The sequence below is a fragment of the Streptococcus plurextorum DSM 22810 genome (genome assembly GCF_000423745.1).
Classification (GTDB): domain Bacteria; phylum Bacillota; class Bacilli; order Lactobacillales; family Streptococcaceae; genus Streptococcus; species Streptococcus plurextorum.
On the sequence record NZ_AUIO01000002.1, the window covers coordinates 198,498 to 216,195 of the forward strand.

Sequence of the window (17,698 nt, forward strand, 5' to 3'; positions counted from 1 at the left end):
GCCTTAAGACCAAAACAGAGAAGCTGTGCAATCACACTTCACTGCTCCTTATACTATATGACAGACTTCGCGTCACACAAAAAAGGAACTAAAGGGTCTGATTCCCTTTTGCATTATTCCACATATGCTAGGGCACGAACTGGTGAACCTGTTGCCTTGTCCCAGTTTGGGTAGGCAATTGAAATAAAGGCTCCTGTTGCTGGCACTTGGTCTAAATTAGCCAGAACCTCTACCTGATAGATGCCCTGCTCCAGAAGGTAATACTCTTCTGGCAGGCTACCGCCGTTTTTAGCAGCAGATAAGCCACTATCTGTATCTAGCGTTTCGTGACCAACTGCTTTAACCTGACGCTCAGTTATTAAGTATTCTAAAGCATCGTGCGCCCAGCCTGGTGTTCGTTGAACGCCATTCTCATCTAAATTACGAAAGGCATCCTGGCTAGGCCAACGTTTTGACCAGTCGCTACGAAAGGCAACAAAAGCACCTGCTTCAATCGGACCATGATCTGCTTCAAAGGCTAGAATATCGGCCTTAGTCAACTCAAAATCTGGGTTTTCAGCCACGGCTTTTGACTGATCAATCACATAAAGGGGTAACAATAAATCTGTCAACTCGATATCGTCTAACCAAGCACCACCTTCCACAAAATGAATAGGAGCATCAATATGGGTGCCATATTGACCCACTACTGAAAATTGCTGCACATGGAAACCATCTGCTAGGGTGAATAAATCTTTTTTGGATAGGTTTGGTAAAGCCGGAAAATGCGGGCTGTCTTCATTGATCTTATGCGTTAAATTGACCAATTTGGCTTTTTTTAGTGTGTTATAGGCATCACGTAAACTTGTCATATGAGAACTCCTTTTTTCTAGTTACCCTATTCTACTGCATTTCCACCAATCTGACTAATACTTATTCCAAAGGCTATTGTATAGTTTAAAACTATAAGTAAAGAGACTGGCCGAAAAATCTTAGAAATAGAAAACAGCTTAGAATTGCGTTATCAGCAACGTTGATTCTAAGCTGTTTTTGCTTGTTTAAATGTTAATCGGAAGGGGAATTCTTTAGTTTTGCCCAGCCTCTCTGTTATTTCTTGGTGATCGGTGCTAAACTGGCAAGGAGTTTTTTTAGTCCCACTTCTGGGAATTTAATCTTGAGTTCCTGTGTTTTGCCACTTCCTGAAACTTCAAGGACTGTACCTTCTCCCCATTTTTTGTGGATGGCAATGTCCCCAACCGACCAATCAAGGACTTCTTCATTAGCTGTTTGAGTTTGTCCAAATGGTAGGCCACCTCCTAGGACACGGTTTGGCTGAACTTGAGACTTGCGGCTTTGCAAGGCGTCTTGTAAGCTCATGCCCTTGCCAAACTCTTTTGTATCCTTATTAGCAAAGGAGGCTACAAAAGAGGTGTTGGCAGGTCTCGCTAGCCCTTGATAGGTAAGAAGTTCTTCCGATATTTCACGTAAAAAACGTGTCGGACGATTGTAATTAGTCTTACCAAAAAGGGTGCGGCTATTGGCATTGGTCATAAAGAGGAGTTCCTCTGCTCGGGTAATACCCACATAGGCCAGACGGCGCTCTTCTTCTAGTTCGCCGGGGTCTTCTGTAGCACGCGTGAGCGGAAAGACACCCTCTTCCATCCCTATCAAAAAGACAACAGGAAACTCCAAACCTTTTGCGGCGTGAAGGGTCATAAGGGTCACTTCTGCTGACTGGGTATCTCCATCATCGGTATCAGCAATCAAGGCCAGGTCATTTAGAAAACGCGATAGACGATCAAGACCGGTTTCATCCTCAACAGCTACTTCCTTATTATCATCGAAGTTCTTCGTGACTGAGAGAAACTCTTCGATATTTTCAATACGGGCTTGGCTTTCTAGAGTATTTTGAATGCGCAGAGCTTCTAGGTAGCCTGTTTTATCCAAGACCATCTGCACTAGTTCAGTCAAACTGTAGCTATCCAGTTTATCGCGGAGATTTAAGAGCAAATGAGCCAGCTCATAGACGGCAGCGGCTGCTTTTCCTTTGACAGGAGACAACATGATGTCAGCTGAGGCATCCAGCAGACTCATGTTTTGAGCATAGGCAAAAGTCCGAATTTTCTCAAGGGTTCCTGGTCCAACGCCGCGCTTTGGCTCATTGACGATTCGCTCAAAGCTCATGTTATCAGAGGTGTTAGCAATGAGGTTAAGATAAGCAATGACATCGCGAATCTCCTTACGGCTGTAGAACTTGGTCCCACCCACCATGGTGTAAGGAATGTTAGATTTTAAAAGGGCTTCCTCAATGGTACGAGACTGGGCATTTGTCCGATAAAGTACAGCAAAATCTTTGAAGTTTTTCCCCATTTCACGGACAACATTGGTAATGGTTGAGGCCACAAAAACAGCTTCTTCTTGCTCGTTGTTAGCCCGGTAGTAAACCAGTTGCTCACCGTCAGCGTTTTGCGTCCACAGCTTTTTGGGGCGACGATTGCGGTTATTGGTGATGACATCGTTTGCCGCTTGGAGGATTTTCTTGGTGGACCGATAATTTTCTTCCAAAAGTACCACTTTAGCCTCTGGGTAATCCTTCTCAAAATCGAGGATATTTTGCATGTCAGCCCCACGCCAACCATAGATAGACTGGTCGGCATCACCCACTACACAGATATTTTTAAAGCGAGAAGCCAGTAATTTAACCAATTGGTATTGAGCGTGGTTAGTATCTTGATACTCGTCCACATGAATATACTGGTAACGCTGCTGATAATAGGCCAAGACGTCAGGATTTTTATCAAAAAGGCGAAGCGTCATCATGATAAGGTCATCAAAATCCATCGCCTCACTGCGACGAAGCTCCTCCTGATAAGCCTTATAACACTTAGCTACAATCTGGCTGTACATGTCGCCAGCTAAGCGCTCGTAAGCTACCTCATCCAGTAAATCATTTTTAGCATTGGAAATGGTTCCTAAAATGGAGCGCTCATTCCAATTTTTAGGGTCCAAATTAAGCTGCTTCAAAATCCGCTTCATCAGCGTGCGCTGCTCGCCTGGATCCACGATGGTAAAATTACGATTGTAACCGATATGATCTGCTTCACGTCGTAAGATACGGACACACATGGAGTGGAAGGTGGCAATTAAAGTGTCTTGCGTCGAAGGATTGAGAGCTATGGCACGGTCACGCATTTCCCGTGCCGCTTTATTGGTAAAGGTGATGGCTAAAATATTCCAAGGATTGACCATCTTTTCATCAATCAAATAAGCGATACGGTGAGTTAAGACACGTGTCTTCCCAGAACCAGCCCCCGCCATAATCAACAAAGGACCTTCAGTGGTCTGTACCGCCGCTGCCTGACGGTCGTTCATACCGTTTAATAATGGATTTCCCATGATGCTAAGTATCTCCGTTCACAAAAATAAGCCCTATTATTTTACCATTTTTTAGGTAAAATAGCAGAGCTAAACCTTTAACTTTGTTTGACCTTACGAGTCTTGATCAGCAAAAATATCAATTCAAAACACATTAACCTCTTGACAATTCCTAACGTTTCCTTTAAAATAACCGATAATACAATTAAATAACCGAATGATGTCATCAGAAGATTGCGACTGGTGATTGACGGACTTCTGGAGAGATCACATTAGTGACGCCGAAGGGGCAAGGCAGTAGAAACTGCTGAAACTCTCAGGCAAAAGGACAGAAGATTTAAAAAATCAAAGACTGCTTTTTGTTAAAAGTCGTGTTGGTTTTTAAATCAAATCCCCAGAGATAGCCGTCACTATCTCTTTTTTGACGTCTCGGAGTTAGGAGTTATGATGTTAGATATTTTTACGGCTATTAGTGACTTGGTTTGGGGACCTCCTTTGTTGATTTTACTAATGGGAACAGGGATTTTTCTGACGATTCGTCTGGGCTTGCTGCAAGTTATTCGCCTGCCAAAAGCTTTCAAACTCATTTTTACAGAGGATAAGGGAGAGGGAGACATTTCTAGTTTTGCAGCTCTTGCCACTGCACTGGCTGCAACTGTTGGGACGGGAAATATTGTTGGGGTGGCAACTGCTATTAAAACCGGAGGACCTGGCGCTCTTTTTTGGATGTGGATTGCTGCATTTTTCGGTATGGCAACAAAGTATGCCGAAGGGCTCTTGGCCATTAAATTTCGTACCAAAGATGACAAAGGCAATGTCTCTGGAGGACCCATGTATTACATTACCAATGGTTTTACAGGACGCTGGCAGGCTCTTGCTAAACCACTAGCTGTTTTCTTTGCTTTTGCTGGTGTCTTGGTCGCATGGCTTGGAATCGGTACGTTTTCACAGGTCAACTCCATCACTGCCTCACTAAAATCAAGCTTTAACTGGTCTCCAGAAGTGGTCAGCATCACTTTAGCAATGATTACAGCCATTATTATCTTTGGGGGGATTCAATCCATCTCAAAAGTATCTGAAAAATTAGTTCCTTTCATGGCCGGCTTGTATATCATCGCTACTCTGATTGTTATCTTTAGCCATTATCAAGCCATAGTGCCAAGCCTTATCACTGTTTTGCGCTCTGCTTTTACAGGACAGGCAGCGACTGGAGGTTTTTTTGGAGCGACTGTTATGATGGCTATGCAACGTGGCATCGCTCGTGGCGTCTTCTCAAATGAATCTGGTCTTGGATCGGCACCTATCGCTGCTGCGGCTGCTAAAACAGATGAACCTGTCGAACAAGGCTTAATTTCAATGACTGGTACTTTTATTGATACGATTGTCATCTGTAGTTTGACAGGACTGGCGATTCTAGTGAGCGGAGAGTGGACTGGACCACTTGAAGGAGCTCCAATGACACAGGTTGCCTTTGCCTCTGTTTTTGGCAGTATCGGAAGTTTAACCTTAACCCTGTCTCTTTGTCTTTTTGCTTTTACCACAATTCTTGGCTGGTCTTATTACGGGGAGCGTTGCTTTGAATTTCTGACTCAGACAACCAAATACATCCCATTTTATCGCCTTGTCTTCGTGCTTATGGTCGCACTTGGTGGTTACCTTACGCTTGATGTGGTTTGGAAAATTGCTGATATCGTCAATGGACTCATGGCCATTCCAAATCTCATTGCCTTATTGGTTCTCACCCCGATTATCCTAGCGGAGACAAAATCATACTTTAGCCGTCATCGCTAAGCTACTTCAAGCTCTCATTTAGGAGAGCTTTTTTGAAGTCCTCGCCTGGCTATGATATAATAGTTAAATCCCGCATCTGGAGGCATTATGACAAGTCACACTAATCAATTTCGTCTAGCTAAACGTGGTCCGATTCTTTCTATCATGGCCTACCTACTCTTAAGTGGAGCCAAATTGAGTTTTGGTTACTGGTTAAATTCAAGCTCTCTTATCGCGGATGGCTTCAATAACCTCTCTGATATTGTGGGAAACGTTGCTCTGCTCATTGGACTCCACCTTGCCAGCCAACCAGCTGATGAAGACCACAAGTTCGGCCATTGGAAAATTGAAGATTTATCCAGTCTCATCACCTCCTTCATCATGTTTACGGTGGGGATTCAGGTGCTTATTCAAACCATTGAAAAGATTTTATCTAAAAGTAGCTCTGCTATTGACCTTGAAGGGGCTATCGTAGGGCTAATCTCCGCTCTTGTCATGTCAGGAGTCTATCTCTATAATAAAAACCTGTCAAAAAAGGTCCAATCCTCTGCCTTGGCCGCCTCAGCTAAGGATAACCTATCCGATGCTGTGACATCTATCGGGACTTCTCTGGCAATCCTAGCAAGCTCCGTCAATTTATTATGGTTAGACAATTTATTTGCCCTGCTTATTACTTATTTTATTTTGAAAACGGCCTACGATATTTTTATGGCCGCCACTTTCAGTTTATCTGATGGTTTTGATGACAAGCATTTAAAAGCCTATGAAGCTGCCATTTTGGAAATTCCAAAGATTTACGCCGTTAAATCTCAACGTGGTCGTACTTATGGCAGTAACATCTATTTAGATATTGTATTAGAGATGAATCCGGACCTCTCGGTTTACGAGAGTCATGAAATTACTGAAAAAGTGGAACAACTGCTTCGCCATCGTTTCGAGGTTTATGACATTGATATTCATGTGGAGCCTGCTCCCATTCCAGAGGATGAGATTTTTGAAAATGTCTACCACAAACTGTATAAAAACGAAAAAATCATTCTGTCAAAAATCCCTGATTACCAAGTCTTTCTAGCAGATGACTTTAAACTCATTGATCGCGACGGTTCCCTGCTCAATAAAGAACAAGTCATCGCAAGAGACAAGCACTATCTCAGTCATTTTCAGTACTTTAAGATGACTTCTGTTAGTCAAAAAACCAAACTTATCACCTATCAGCTTGACGGTCACCACCATACGAGCATTTGGCGCCGCCATGAAAAATGGTATTTGATTTTCCATCAGATCACTAAAATAAACCAATAAGGCTAGGACTTTTGTCCTAGCCTTTATAGCATCAATTTAGCAGATAAAAGTTTTCAAGCCCTCTACTTTCAATAGTCGAAAGTATACTTTGTCCAAGATTCAACTTCTTCTTGTGCCTCAATGATGTGACTTTGCTCTATAGAGGCAAGGCATTCCAGACTAAAGACACCTTGTTTGATCGCTAATGCGGGGTTGTTATGGTTGTAAGTGTAGATGATGAGACCATCCTGATTTGTGGCAACCGAAAGACCTATTTTGCCATCTGGACTAGTAATACTAGCCGCCTGATGAGGATGATCTAAAATCCAGCAATTGTCAAAACCTCCTAGCAATGCTAGCTGTTCATCTTTTTCTTGCAAGGCTTGACCTATTCTTTTGGTTCGATTAAAATCATAAGGGCTATCAGCCACCTGACGAATGCCTACTCCTTTTCCGTTTTCATCATAGACCACAACTCGACTAGCCGAGATTTGAAACTGATGGTCTTTAATGGATTCAAAAAAATGTCCTGTTAAGTTAAAAAAGACATGGTTGGTAGGGTTAAAAAGGGTCTTTTTGGGACTGACTCCCTTATAGCGCACTTCTAGACAATTATCCTCAGTCAAGGTATAGGTTGCTGTCAAATGAATAGGACCAGGAAAGCCATTATAACCATCTTCTAGGGTCAACCTAAACACCAGTTGGTTGTTCTCAGGAAAAATATCACATGCCCAAATCTGCATACTGGCTGATTGTGGCCCCGAATGCAATGAAAAACCTGGACCATTTTCCGCCAGATTTAAGACCTTACCATCAATAGCAACCTGATGGCTAAAAAGCCTACCTGCTACTGGTGCCACTGTTGCACCAATGTAAGGTGTTGTTTGATAATCCTCTGCCGAATGGCGTGTTAGACAAATATTTCTAAGGCTTCCATCTTCCTCGACAGGTAACAAAATTTGAACGATTCGGGCACCAAAATCTGTCAAGACAACCTGCATGCCCCTAGCATTTTTCAGGCGATAAGTTTTGGAAGATAAACCAAAATCTTCTGTTTCAATACGATACATAAAGCTTCCACCTTACTGATCAATCGAATAAACGACCCGGCCTCCCATCAAGGTCTTTTGCACCTCAAGTTCTGGGTTTAGAAATACCATATCTGCTGCTTTGCCATAATCAATAGAACCGACGCGGTCAAAAACACCGAGCATTCTGGCTGGGTTTTCCGTTAAAAGTGGCAGGACTTTTTCAAGCGACTCACCCGTATAGTGACAAATATTGCGTAAGGCTTGAATGGTTGTTAAGGTACTTCCAGCACGCACTTTTTCTGTTGCTAACTGGGCATCCCCATCAATGACTACGATATCATTGACACCGAGTTTGTAATTGCCATCTGGCAAGCCGGCAGCCATGATGGAGTCCGTAATGGCAATCACCTTGTCCCACCCTTTAGCTGCTAATAGCATGCGGACAGTTCCTGGATGAAGGTGTCTACCGTCACAAATAGCTTCGCAGTAAACAGCATCCTTTTCGAGGACTGCTCCCATAATCGCTGGTTCATGCTGATGGAAAAGCCGCATGGCATTGAAGGTATGGGTACAAGTCTCAGCTCCCTTCTCAATGGCCTGGCAAGCAATGTCATAGCTGGCAGCTGAATGCCCAATGGAAACTTTTATTCCTAAGCTCCGTATCCATGGAATGGCTTCTAGAACGCCAGGCACTTCGGGTGCTAAAGTAATATAGTGGACAGCCCCCCTAGCCCGCCTTTGCAACTCTTCTAGCATCTTGGCATCAAAATCCACTAGCAAATGCGCTGGCATAGAGCCTCTGTATTCATGTGATAGGAATGGCCCTTCCAGATGAATCCCCCGGATAAGCTGAGTAGAAGTATCACTATAACTATTATAAGCATCGATACAAGCCTCAATCTGGGAACGTTCATCTGTCACCAATGACATGTGGGCATAGGTTGTTCCTTGGCTAGCAAAAAAGTGGCTAACCTTGTCCAAATCTTCTGGACTGGCATGGTTAAAGTCTACATGGTAACCACCATGCGTATGAATGTCAAAGAAACCTGGGACAATCAACTGACCTTCTGCATCAATAACTTCTGCCAAATCATCTTCTATCCCTTTTCCAAATAATCTAAAAACACCATCTTCAATCACAATATCTACGGTTTCAAAGTGGCCATGTCGATAGACCTGACCATTTTTTATCACTTGTCTCGTCATCACCTACTCCTCTCTAGTTTGCTAAATCTTTATTCAGGTAAATCTCAATATCAGGGTGAGACTGTAACAGGGTTACTGGAAATTCAGGACTTGGCTGAGCACAAACCGCTCTTCGAATCACTGCGTAATGCCAGTCACGAAACACACCTAGCCGAATTTTTTTAGCCTTCATTATCTCACGCATCCCAATGCTAACACAATCCCTTGGCATATCTTCAATAGCACCTCTTAAATCCCCGACACTATTGATGGCTCGTGTCTCAGGAGCAATAGGTAACACCCTAGTCGGTAAATCCATAAAGGCTTGATGGCTTAAGTTAGGCTCTGGTTCATTAAAAGCCACGTGACCATTGATTCCGATCCCTCCTAAACACAGATCAACCTTCCCAAGTTGCGAAATCGTACGTTCCACAAGACTAAGGTCAAGCGGATCAGGAAAAAGACGCTGACTCTCTGGCATCACCAAGTCTTTGTCAATCTGGCTATAGACTGTCCTTTTCATAAAACCACGGAAACTAAGCGGATGGTCTTCTAGAACCCATTCTTTATCTGCTGTTAGGTACTCATCCATATTGATAAACCAAACAGAGTGTAAAGAAAGTTTCTTCGTATTGACCATATCAACAAAATAAGGGTAATGACCAATTGGCCCAACAGGACAAATGATAACCGTGGGTTGATTGTTAGCATTATTTGCCTCGATGGTGGCTACCATCTCTTGAGCCAATGCTTTAAAAATCTGGTCATTATCACTAGCGATAATCAAAGGAATGCGACTATGGCTGATGAGTTCTTGGTTTTTGTATTGATAATAAGGCTTCATGGTGTCTCCATTCTGTATGTCATCATTAAAAAAGGTGTTCTAAATTCAAATCGCGAATGGTCTGGACCACTTCCTTACTGCGACGAACACCGAATTTTTTCAGGATAGAGGTCATTTGAGTTTTAATTGTAACGGGTTCTACATAGCGTAGGCGAGCCATTTCAGAAATCTTACAGTCCTCTAAAAGGAGTTTGATAATTTCCCGTTCAGAAGCCGTCAATCGCGATAGGTTTGTGATAAAAAAGAGTAAACTTTTTTCGGACTTCTGTAGGCGTTTATATTCTTGAATGAGGACTTCTTGTGCAACACCTTCCATCAAAGGATGCCCTTCTACTACTGCCTCCATATGTTGAAAAATCTTCTCGTAGTCAACACCTTTGACAATGTAATCAACAGCTGGCGTAGCCATGGCTGTCAGTATGGTCTTTCGACTTTCATGAGCCGTTAAGTAAATGACTTGCGTCTTAAGACCTAAGTCCCCTATGGCTTCTGTTGCTAAAATTCCCGCATTCATGGATTCCATTTCAATATCCATAAGAACTAAATCTGGTGGATTGTGCTTAACAAGATCAATAATCCCCTCGCCTGTCTTAGCTCTACCCGTCACTTGAAACGAGGGATGCTGATCGATTGCCTCTGCCAAATCTTCTAAGATGAAAGGCATATCTTCAGCAATCATGACATCAATCATTGGTCTTTCCTCCTACTTGATATTTTGGAAGATAAAGGGTAAAAGTCGTTCCCACCCCAAGCTTACTGTCACAATAAATACCTCCAAAATGGTCCTTTAAAATGCCACGAACAAAGTAGAGGCCCATCCCCCAGTTTGTTGACGAGTTTTTTTGTGAGTAAAAGGGTTCAAAAATTTTAGAATAATGTCGCTTACTGACACCACAGCCGTTGTCCTTGACTTCAATGACCGTAAAAGCACGCACATTTCGTAAGTTCAGCATAATATTCCCTGACTGATTGTCCCCCTTTTGCAAAATAGCTTCGTGTGCATTGGCGAGTAGATTGGCAATTGCTTCGCTTAACAACGCTTGGTCTGCCAAAATATAGGTATCAACCAGACAACTTAATTGAACCTCTCGACTGGGATACTGCTGATGAAAAAGCGTAATAGCTTGTTCTAAGACTAGATTAGCCTTTACAGGCACCAGATAGGAAGTATTGACACGTAAGGATTTGTAAAAGCGGTTGATTTTATCAAGACTTTCAGACACATCCTGCTCTAGGGCTGTGATGTATTTGTCTATCTCTTTTTCTGAAGCCCCCTCCTGCCAGGCTTTTTTTAATCTCCTTGTTAGGATTTGGTGTGATAGGAGTTGATTTTTCATCCCATGAATAAACATCGAAGTCGCTGGTGCAATCAACTGGGCTTTTTTTCGAATAGCAACTTCCTGACGGGTCACTTGGATGGCACCTTGGATGTAACGAACAAGACCAATAGCACCTAATACTGTCACGATAATCGTGGCAAAGACTAAAAGGTAATATAGACGGATTGGCAATAAAGCCCGTAAATAGAAAACACCTTGCTGCCAAACATAATTGGACAAATAAAAATAATAAATTTGCCCCGGCTCCTGAACAAAATAGAGCAAGTATAGCCCTGTTACTGATGTCACCAAAAGCGAAAACAGGAAGAATTGCCTTTTAAAGATGATAAGCTCTATGGCAACCAGCTCCTTATAAATAATCCCCAAAGCTAAAACCACCATGCCTATCAAGGTCACATTTACCAACCTTATGACAACATCCATAATCCTTGGGACCGTGATTAAATAAGTGTAGATGGGGGGGCTTGATAGCATTAGGAGGCTTAGATTGATCAGGCTAATCCATTTAAAGATAGGCATTAAGCTCCTAGCCTTTTGAGAAAGCGAATAAGAAACGGCAACTTTAAGCAAGAAATAAGGGAAAAAGCACCTCCCTATAGCCAAAAGAAAACCCAGTTGGTAAAGGCTTAACGGCAAATAGCGCAAGCTATCTCTCATGCCTTTGTTCAGAAAGAAAAAGGCGATAAAATCATCTTCAATGCCACCTTTTTTAGCAATATAGATGACCACTGCTCCAATGGTTAACACCACACTAAGAAGCAAACAAGAGATGGCGACTGCCTCCCTTGACCGATAAAAGAAAGGCAAGATGGCTGATACTATCACAAAAAAGAGCAATAGAAAAATAAGCATACCTTCTCCTTTCTGACAATGTGTTCACCTTGCCCTGAAACAGAGCCTCACAACCTTTTCTAAAGCGAAAGAGAGTAGCGCAGGAGAAAGCTCCCCTGCAGACTACTCTATTGATAGGACCACTCATTTCTCAAAGCAAAGCCAATCTTGAGCTATTATTGGATTGCTTTTAGTGCTTCACTCATTTGATCAAAGAAAACATATTCTGTGACGTCGCGTGAGCTACTTACTGCACCTGATTTCAGGAAGTTTTCTTGTTGTTTTTCATAGTAGATTTTCATATCTCCACTATCGATTAGCTCTTTGATTTCTTTACTAGTTAACCAGTCACCATCATTGAGCTGAGCTTTGATGGTCTCAACATCACCACCGATTTGTTTTGCAGTCCACTCTGCCACTTCTTCCTCATGCTCTGCACGGTAATCCATAGCACGATAAAGGCCTTTTAAGAATTTAGCGACCTTATCTTTATTCTTTTCAGAATAGCCTGGAGTTGTTGCGTAAGAAGCAATTGATGGGAATTCTTTGGCATAGCGCACATTATTTGCAAGTGACACGGCTGAATCACCTAGTTGGTCTTTAATGGCAGTCGTATTTGGTGACCAAGTTGCTGCGGCATCAATAGAGCCTGAAATCATCGCTGTTACAATTGCAGAGGCATCCATATCGACGATTTCAACATCACTCGCCGTCAAACCTGCTTCAGCCAAGGCTAAGTTTAGGATGGTTTCAGCAGATGTTCCTGATGCAGAGGCAATTTTTTTACCTTTCAAGTCTGCTAAAGTATTGACACCTTTATCTTTACGACCAATGACCTCATCAGCATTTCCGAGTTGTGAGAAGGAAATGACTTCTGCTCGGCCTTCAATTGGAAGTTTGTGAGCACCTGGTCCGATATTACCAATATCAATGGTTCCAGACTCCATGGCTGCGATGATGGTTGGTCCATCAGCAAATTCAACCAACTTCACATCTAGACCTTCTTCTTTGAAAATGCCTGAATTGACACCAGCAATAATATCATGCAAACTTGCGTAGTTAGGCATGTAAGCAATATTGATAGTTTCTAATGTCGGTGTTGCTGCCTCTGTCGTTTTCTCCTCCTTAGTAGAACTTGAAGAGCAGGCAGCCAAGCCAAAAGCTGCCATTAGGCAAAGAGTGGAACGGAAAAATTTCCGTGTGTTAAAGTGAAACATAATGAACTCCTTTCATTTTTGCTTATGTTACTACTTTCTGACTTCTAAATATTCTTCATAGACCTGAGACCAAATATAATTTTTGATGTCTAAAAACTCCTTACTGAGTTTTGTGGATTGGTCTCGTGGATGAGGAATATCAATTGGGACAATTTCCTTGATACGACCTGGACGTGCACTCATAATAATGACACGACTTCCTAAAATAATGGCTTCATCAACATCATGTGTGATAAAGAAACAAGTTTTCTTCTCTTTTTCCCAAGTTTTGATCAGTTCTTCTTGAAGCTGAGTTCTAGTCTGGGCATCTAAGGCGCCAAAGGGCTCATCCATCAGTAGAATCGAAGGGTTGACAGCATAAGCTCTGGCAATGGCAACGCGCTGTTTCATCCCTCCTGAGAGTTCTTTAGGGTAGTGATCTGCGAAATCTTGCAAGTCAACCATCTTGATGTATCGCTCTGCTATTTCTGCTGCTTCAGCCTTAGATTTTCCTTGCATTTCAAGGCCAAACATGACATTTTTCTTAACGGTTAGCCAAGGAAAGAGAGCATATTGTTGGAAAACGACACCCCTATCGGTTCCTGTCCCAACAACTTCTTTGCCATCGCAGTAAACTTTACCAGATGTCGGTTGAGACAGACCTGCAATGATATTTAGCAGGGTCGATTTCCCACAGCCTGATGGTCCTACAACGGTGATAAATTCATTCTCGTAAATATCTAGATCAACCCCATTTAAGGCAACAACTTCTCCATTTCGTGTGGGAAATGACTTGACCACATGATCAATTTTGACTTTTACAGCTCTTGTTTCTCCTGCCATCCAGTTAACCTCCTTTCCATCAAAGCAACCAGTTTATTGACAACCATACCGATAATTCCAATAATTAAAATGTAGAGTAGCATAGGTGGTGAATCAAAGGAGTTGTTAAGTGACCTGATACGCATCCCTAAACCAGCTGATGCACCTGTTGATTCTGCGGCAATCAAAGTTGTTAAGGCTACCGATGTTCCCAAACGAATGGCCGTCATGACAAATGGTAGAGAGGCTGGTATTAGGATACGTTTAAAAATATCCATATCTGATGCTCCTAAGATTCGCGCAGCTTTAATCAAGGTTGGATCAATATTGATGACCCCTTGATAAATGGTAATAGTCATGGTCAAGAAGGTCGCAATCGTAATGACAATCACCTGAGGCAGACGCCCTACACCAGCTGAAATAACCACCAATGGAACATAAGCTAGCGGTGGGATATTTCGGATAAACTGTATCCAAGGCTCCACAATATTGCGATAAGGCACATACCATGCCATCACCATAGCATTAGGGACTGATATCACAAAACCAGCTAAGAAGCCTAAAAAGACAGAAATCATACTTGATTTGATATCTTCAAAGAATACCCCTCGTTCTATCATTTTAAAGAGCGACTCCCAAACCAAAAACATATTTGGGAAGCTACGAGCTGTTTTTTCATTGATAGACAAGAGCCACCAAACAATCACAGCGACGACTAGCGACAAGGTTAGCCAAGCGTATTTTTCTAACTTGGCATTTTTAATAAGTGATTTTTTTCTCACACAGGCACCTCCTAATGTATTTGTCAATGATATTGTAAACGCTATCATTTTGAAAAACAAGTCGGATTTTCTATCATACTTTTTCTCATCTTAGCTATTTTTTTGAGCAAACCTTAATGATTCTCCTCATAACGAGGCGTCATAGGGGGCAGGTCATTTTTCATCATCAGATGGACTGCTGCTGTTTTAAAGGCTTTTGGCAAGGCAAGGATATTTGGCTCCTGACCAACAAATTTTTTCTTAGCATCTTCCAAAGCTTCTTCAAAGGTAGCTCTGGTCTTCAAGCCCATACCACGCGCATAGCCTGGTTTTTCAGCTCCCACAAGATAGATGGCTGCGGTGTGTTTTTCCGCCAAGTGAGCACAGGAAATCATGCTAAAGCCATGGAAAGGATGGAAGGCGTGTGCATAGCGATACTTGCGAATATACTCTTCATTAGTAGCAAAATATTCGCCATATTGATTGAGGTCAACCAAGGTATTTCCCTCTTTTTGGAACAGATCATAAAGTTCCGGCAAATACGGCCACAAGCTTTCATTAAAATATCCATTGCAGGTGCTAGCACAGATAAAGACACAATTATCACTCATGATGCGTTTATGACGAATGACTTGAGCTGAAAGAGCCTGCATGAGCATGATAGGGTTTGTCCCCATACCATCACCATAGTGGAAGAATTGAGGCATACCAAAGACAATAATGTCGTACTTCTTCTCAGCAAATGGCACATAGGTTCTGGCATTTCCTAGTTTCCATGCCTTTTTTTGAACCTCATCGGCAGCACCGCTATTGATTTCAATCTGACGAGATTTGGTGTCTAAAACAGCATCACAGCAGAAAAACTTTTTCCCCATTTTTTCTTCCATGTGCATACCGATTTCATCAAATTTGTGGCGCATCAATGAGTTATTATTCACAGGTACAAAGTCTTTTCGGTGCATGACCTTTGGCACATGATGAGACGCTATCGATTTCCAGTGGGTAATCCCTGTCGAGCAGTGCTTGTAGCCACCTGAATAGCCACCATAAGGATTCCCTTGAGTATGACCAATCAAAATGGCCACATCGCTTTCATAAACATACTTGTTCATGATAACAGGATCACCTTGCTTGGTTTTACCAAGATCAACCAGATGCTCATAGTCTTCGCTATCATGGTTAATAATCTGACCAGTTGGCGCAAATTGATGATAGAGGTCTGGGCCTAGAACACCGAGAATTTCCTTCTCAGTATTCTTGCGGTGAAGGCCATTTGAACAAATCAACAGAATATCCTCTTTTTTAACACCAACACTATACAACTCTTGTAAAATCAGCTTGATAGATACCTTGCGGTGAGCTGTTGCCTGCTCCCCACCTTTGACCCGGTCAGGAAAGACGATGGTGACTTTACTTCCAGGTTTGGCCAATTCTGTCAACGGTGGCATACCTAACGGGTTGCGGATCGAGTCCAGGGTCGCAGCTTCAATCTGATCTTCAGGCAGACACTCTGGATCTGCAACCGTCTCTCCTGGGATGAAAATATCCGTGGTATCTGGTAAATCAGCAGTCATCGTCCCATGACCGTATTCAAAATCAATTTTCATGTGTCAAGCCTCTCTTCTTTCTTTTAAAAATAGGTCTACAATGTCCAGGTATTCTTCGGGATAAAAGCCAATATCTCCTGTAAAGCGCGTCAAAGCAATCAACCCTCCATCTAAGGAGCTAATCTGAGCTAAGCTGGCTGCATTATCAGACTTAAGCCCTCCTCCGTAAAGAACATCCAGACTTGGATAAAGGCTCTTGATGTAGGTGACCACCTCTTCGACTTGGTGACTAGTCGGTGGTGTCTTTCCTGGGCCAATAGCCCAAACAGGTTCATAAGCAATCATGACCTTGCTCAAATCGACACCTTCTAAACCAACTCTTAATTGCTCTTCTAAGACCTCCTGCCAATTTTCCCTTTCCTCAAAGGTTTCACCGATGCAATAAAGAACCTGCATCCCAGCTGCCTGAGCAGAGCAAATTTCCTGACCTAGGAGATGGTTAACTGCTGAAAAATCTGTCACACCTGCCTGAGCTAAAATGCCTTTCTTATCCAGACGCTCTTCTAGGTGACCAATGATTGTTCCCTGCACCCCAAGCTGTCGCATGCTATTGGCTGTGCGGTGACTGGTAAAGGCTCCAAAATTTCCTCCAGGAGCGGTATCTGAACGGTAAACACTCTGACAACCAAGAATAATTGGGGATGGTTCTGGTAAAGCTGAAGCTGCCCCAATCAAATGCGCCTCTGGAAAGTAAATGGTAAATTCCACATCAGGATAGGTCTCTTTAACTGCCGTCAACTGATCTGCTACCTGACTAATAATCGTCTCCCCCCAAAGCTGAGGCTGAGATAAACTATTGACACCACCTAAGTGCTTTTCAATATCAAAACGTTTTAAATTAAGATGTATATGTATCATGTTGTGTGATTTTCCTCCAATTCAGCATTCATACGGCCCGACTCGTAACCTACTAGGTCAAGGGCTACATGTACAAAGCCTAGGTCTTTGAAAGCTTTAGTAATGTCAAGGCGTTTATCAAAGGCATAATCCAGTTGATCTTTTGGGACTTCTATTCTAGCCAATGTCCCATGATGCCTGACACGAACTTGGACAAAGCCTAGCGCTTCAAGAAAAGCTTCACTTGCCATGACCTGTTTGACCTTTTCAGCTGTGATCAAGCTCCCATAAGGAAAGCGAGAAAAGACACTACAGGACGACGGTTGATTCCAACGTATCCCTTCCATTTCCTTTGCTGCCTTGCGAATGTCTGTTTTGTAATAACCAGCCTCTTGCAATGGACTGACAATGCCTAATTCATTTCGAGCCCTCATGCCTGGTCTGACATCTGCCAAATCATCCATAATCATGCCATCTGCTAGATGCTCAATCTGATGATGACGGGCACGTTCTAGCATGCGGTGATACATGAGTAACTTGCTATAATACCAACTATCAACCGTATAATGACAAATGGCCTCAACCTGCAATTCTCTCAATTCCACAAGTTCAAACCAAATATCATGCTGCTTCGCAAAGGAAATGGCATGTTCCGTGTCAGATGACTTTATCAACTCCGAATCCATAATGAGAGCTAGAACATTTTCCTTCCCCAGAATCTCCCTAGCCTTCAATAAGAGAACGCTCGAGTCAATGCCTCCAGAAAATGCAACAGCTAGACGCCCGTAAGACCTGAGGATTTGTGTCAATGTCTCTTCTAACATAATCAACTTCCTTTC

At 42.6% G+C, this 17,698-nt stretch carries 15 protein-coding genes and 1 riboswitch; of the genes, 2 read left to right on the forward strand and 13 right to left on the reverse strand.

Annotated features, from left to right (window positions below; translation table 11 throughout):
• Positions 1-113: 113 nt before the first annotated feature.
• Both G575_RS0102910 and pcrA read right to left on the reverse strand, forming a co-directional pair.
• Positions 114-851 carry a cyclase family protein gene (locus G575_RS0102910; RefSeq protein ID WP_027971374.1) on the reverse strand — a complete coding sequence of 246 codons (738 nt, stop codon included), beginning with the start codon at positions 849-851 and terminating at the stop codon, positions 114-116.
• A 235-nt stretch (positions 852-1,086) separates the two neighbouring features.
• Complete coding sequence (gene pcrA, locus G575_RS0102915) at positions 1,087-3,375, reverse strand: DNA helicase PcrA (protein ID WP_037622543.1); 2,289 nt, start codon at positions 3,373-3,375, stop codon at positions 1,087-1,089.
• Between the two features lie 227 nt (positions 3,376-3,602).
• Positions 3,603-3,696: riboswitch (glycine riboswitch) on the forward strand.
• Positions 3,697-3,801: 105 nt separating this feature from the next.
• Between pcrA and G575_RS0102920 the strand changes: the two genes are divergently transcribed.
• Positions 3,802-5,145 carry an alanine/glycine:cation symporter family protein gene (locus G575_RS0102920; RefSeq protein WP_027971376.1) on the forward strand — a complete coding sequence of 448 codons (1,344 nt, stop codon included), beginning with the start codon at positions 3,802-3,804 and terminating at the stop codon, positions 5,143-5,145.
• 87 nt (positions 5,146-5,232) lie between these two features.
• Positions 5,233-6,426 (forward strand): cation diffusion facilitator family transporter, encoded by a 1,194-nt coding sequence (locus G575_RS0102925; RefSeq protein ID WP_027971377.1) that lies wholly within the window; start codon positions 5,233-5,235, stop codon positions 6,424-6,426.
• A 68-nt stretch (positions 6,427-6,494) separates the two neighbouring features.
• Here the strand turns inward: G575_RS0102925 and G575_RS0102930 are convergent, their stop codons facing one another.
• The 11 genes from G575_RS0102930 to larE form a co-directional block, all read right to left on the reverse strand.
• Positions 6,495-7,475: an aldose epimerase family protein gene (locus tag G575_RS0102930; RefSeq protein WP_027971378.1), complete on the reverse strand. Its 981-nt coding sequence runs from the start codon at positions 7,473-7,475 to the stop codon at positions 6,495-6,497.
• A gap of 12 nt (positions 7,476-7,487) precedes the next feature.
• Positions 7,488-8,642, reverse strand: a complete 1,155-nt coding sequence (nagA, locus tag G575_RS0102935) for an N-acetylglucosamine-6-phosphate deacetylase (RefSeq protein WP_027971379.1) — start codon at positions 8,640-8,642, stop codon at positions 7,488-7,490.
• 13 nt (positions 8,643-8,655) lie between these two features.
• Positions 8,656-9,465 carry a 6-phosphogluconolactonase gene (locus G575_RS0102940; protein WP_027971380.1) on the reverse strand — a complete coding sequence of 270 codons (810 nt, stop codon included), beginning with the start codon at positions 9,463-9,465 and terminating at the stop codon, positions 8,656-8,658.
• A 25-nt stretch (positions 9,466-9,490) separates the two neighbouring features.
• Positions 9,491-10,156, reverse strand: coding sequence for a response regulator transcription factor (locus G575_RS0102945; RefSeq protein WP_027971381.1), 666 nt, complete (start codon positions 10,154-10,156; stop codon positions 9,491-9,493).
• Positions 10,149-11,657 (reverse strand): sensor histidine kinase, encoded by a 1,509-nt coding sequence (locus G575_RS0102950; RefSeq protein WP_027971382.1) that lies wholly within the window; start codon positions 11,655-11,657, stop codon positions 10,149-10,151. Before G575_RS0102950 ends, G575_RS0102945 begins: the two co-directional genes overlap by 8 nt.
• A 155-nt stretch (positions 11,658-11,812) precedes the next feature.
• Positions 11,813-12,853: an ABC transporter substrate-binding protein gene (locus tag G575_RS0102955; RefSeq protein WP_027971383.1), complete on the reverse strand. Its 1,041-nt coding sequence runs from the start codon at positions 12,851-12,853 to the stop codon at positions 11,813-11,815.
• A gap of 30 nt (positions 12,854-12,883) precedes the next feature.
• Positions 12,884-13,675 (reverse strand): ABC transporter ATP-binding protein, encoded by a 792-nt coding sequence (locus G575_RS0102960; RefSeq protein WP_027971384.1) that lies wholly within the window; start codon positions 13,673-13,675, stop codon positions 12,884-12,886.
• Positions 13,651-14,436 carry an ABC transporter permease gene (locus G575_RS0102965; protein WP_037622545.1) on the reverse strand — a complete coding sequence of 262 codons (786 nt, stop codon included), beginning with the start codon at positions 14,434-14,436 and terminating at the stop codon, positions 13,651-13,653. The genes G575_RS0102960 and G575_RS0102965 overlap by 25 nt, the downstream gene beginning before the upstream one ends.
• Positions 14,437-14,549: 113 nt before the next feature.
• Complete coding sequence (locus G575_RS0102970) at positions 14,550-16,022, reverse strand: lactate racemase domain-containing protein (protein ID WP_027971386.1); 1,473 nt, start codon at positions 16,020-16,022, stop codon at positions 14,550-14,552.
• 3 nt (positions 16,023-16,025) lie between these two features.
• Positions 16,026-16,880: a triose-phosphate isomerase family protein gene (locus G575_RS0102975; protein ID WP_027971387.1), complete on the reverse strand. Its 855-nt coding sequence runs from the start codon at positions 16,878-16,880 to the stop codon at positions 16,026-16,028.
• Entirely contained in the window at positions 16,877-17,683 is an 807-nt protein-coding gene (larE, locus tag G575_RS0102980) for an ATP-dependent sacrificial sulfur transferase LarE (RefSeq protein WP_037622548.1), read from the reverse strand. Before larE ends, G575_RS0102975 begins: the two co-directional genes overlap by 4 nt.
• Positions 17,684-17,698: the final 15 nt, after the last annotated feature.

Bases quoted from the DNA above. Each gene is read 5' to 3' on its own strand.
- G575_RS0102925 (WP_027971377.1), top strand. From the start codon at position 5,233: ATGACAAGTCACACTAATCAATTTCGTCTAGCTAAACGTGGTCCGATT.
- G575_RS0102970 (WP_027971386.1), bottom strand. From the start codon at position 16,022: ATGAAAATTGATTTTGAATACGGTCATGGGACGATGACTGCTGATTTA.
- pcrA (WP_037622543.1), bottom strand. From the start codon at position 3,375: ATGGGAAATCCATTATTAAACGGTATGAACGACCGTCAGGCAGCGGCG.
- G575_RS0102920 (WP_027971376.1), top strand. From the start codon at position 3,802: ATGTTAGATATTTTTACGGCTATTAGTGACTTGGTTTGGGGACCTCCT.
- G575_RS0102960 (WP_027971384.1), bottom strand. From the start codon at position 13,675: ATGGCAGGAGAAACAAGAGCTGTAAAAGTCAAAATTGATCATGTGGTC.
- G575_RS0102955 (WP_027971383.1), bottom strand. From the start codon at position 12,853: ATGTTTCACTTTAACACACGGAAATTTTTCCGTTCCACTCTTTGCCTA.
- G575_RS0102950 (WP_027971382.1), bottom strand. From the start codon at position 11,657: ATGCTTATTTTTCTATTGCTCTTTTTTGTGATAGTATCAGCCATCTTG.
- larE (WP_037622548.1), bottom strand. From the start codon at position 17,683: ATGTTAGAAGAGACATTGACACAAATCCTCAGGTCTTACGGGCGTCTA.
- G575_RS0102910 (WP_027971374.1), bottom strand. From the start codon at position 851: ATGACAAGTTTACGTGATGCCTATAACACACTAAAAAAAGCCAAATTG.
- G575_RS0102940 (WP_027971380.1), bottom strand. From the start codon at position 9,465: ATGAAGCCTTATTATCAATACAAAAACCAAGAACTCATCAGCCATAGT.
- G575_RS0102930 (WP_027971378.1), bottom strand. From the start codon at position 7,475: ATGTATCGTATTGAAACAGAAGATTTTGGTTTATCTTCCAAAACTTAT.
- G575_RS0102945 (WP_027971381.1), bottom strand. From the start codon at position 10,156: ATGATTGATGTCATGATTGCTGAAGATATGCCTTTCATCTTAGAAGAT.
- G575_RS0102975 (WP_027971387.1), bottom strand. From the start codon at position 16,880: ATGATACATATACATCTTAATTTAAAACGTTTTGATATTGAAAAGCAC.
- nagA (WP_027971379.1), bottom strand. From the start codon at position 8,642: ATGACGAGACAAGTGATAAAAAATGGTCAGGTCTATCGACATGGCCAC.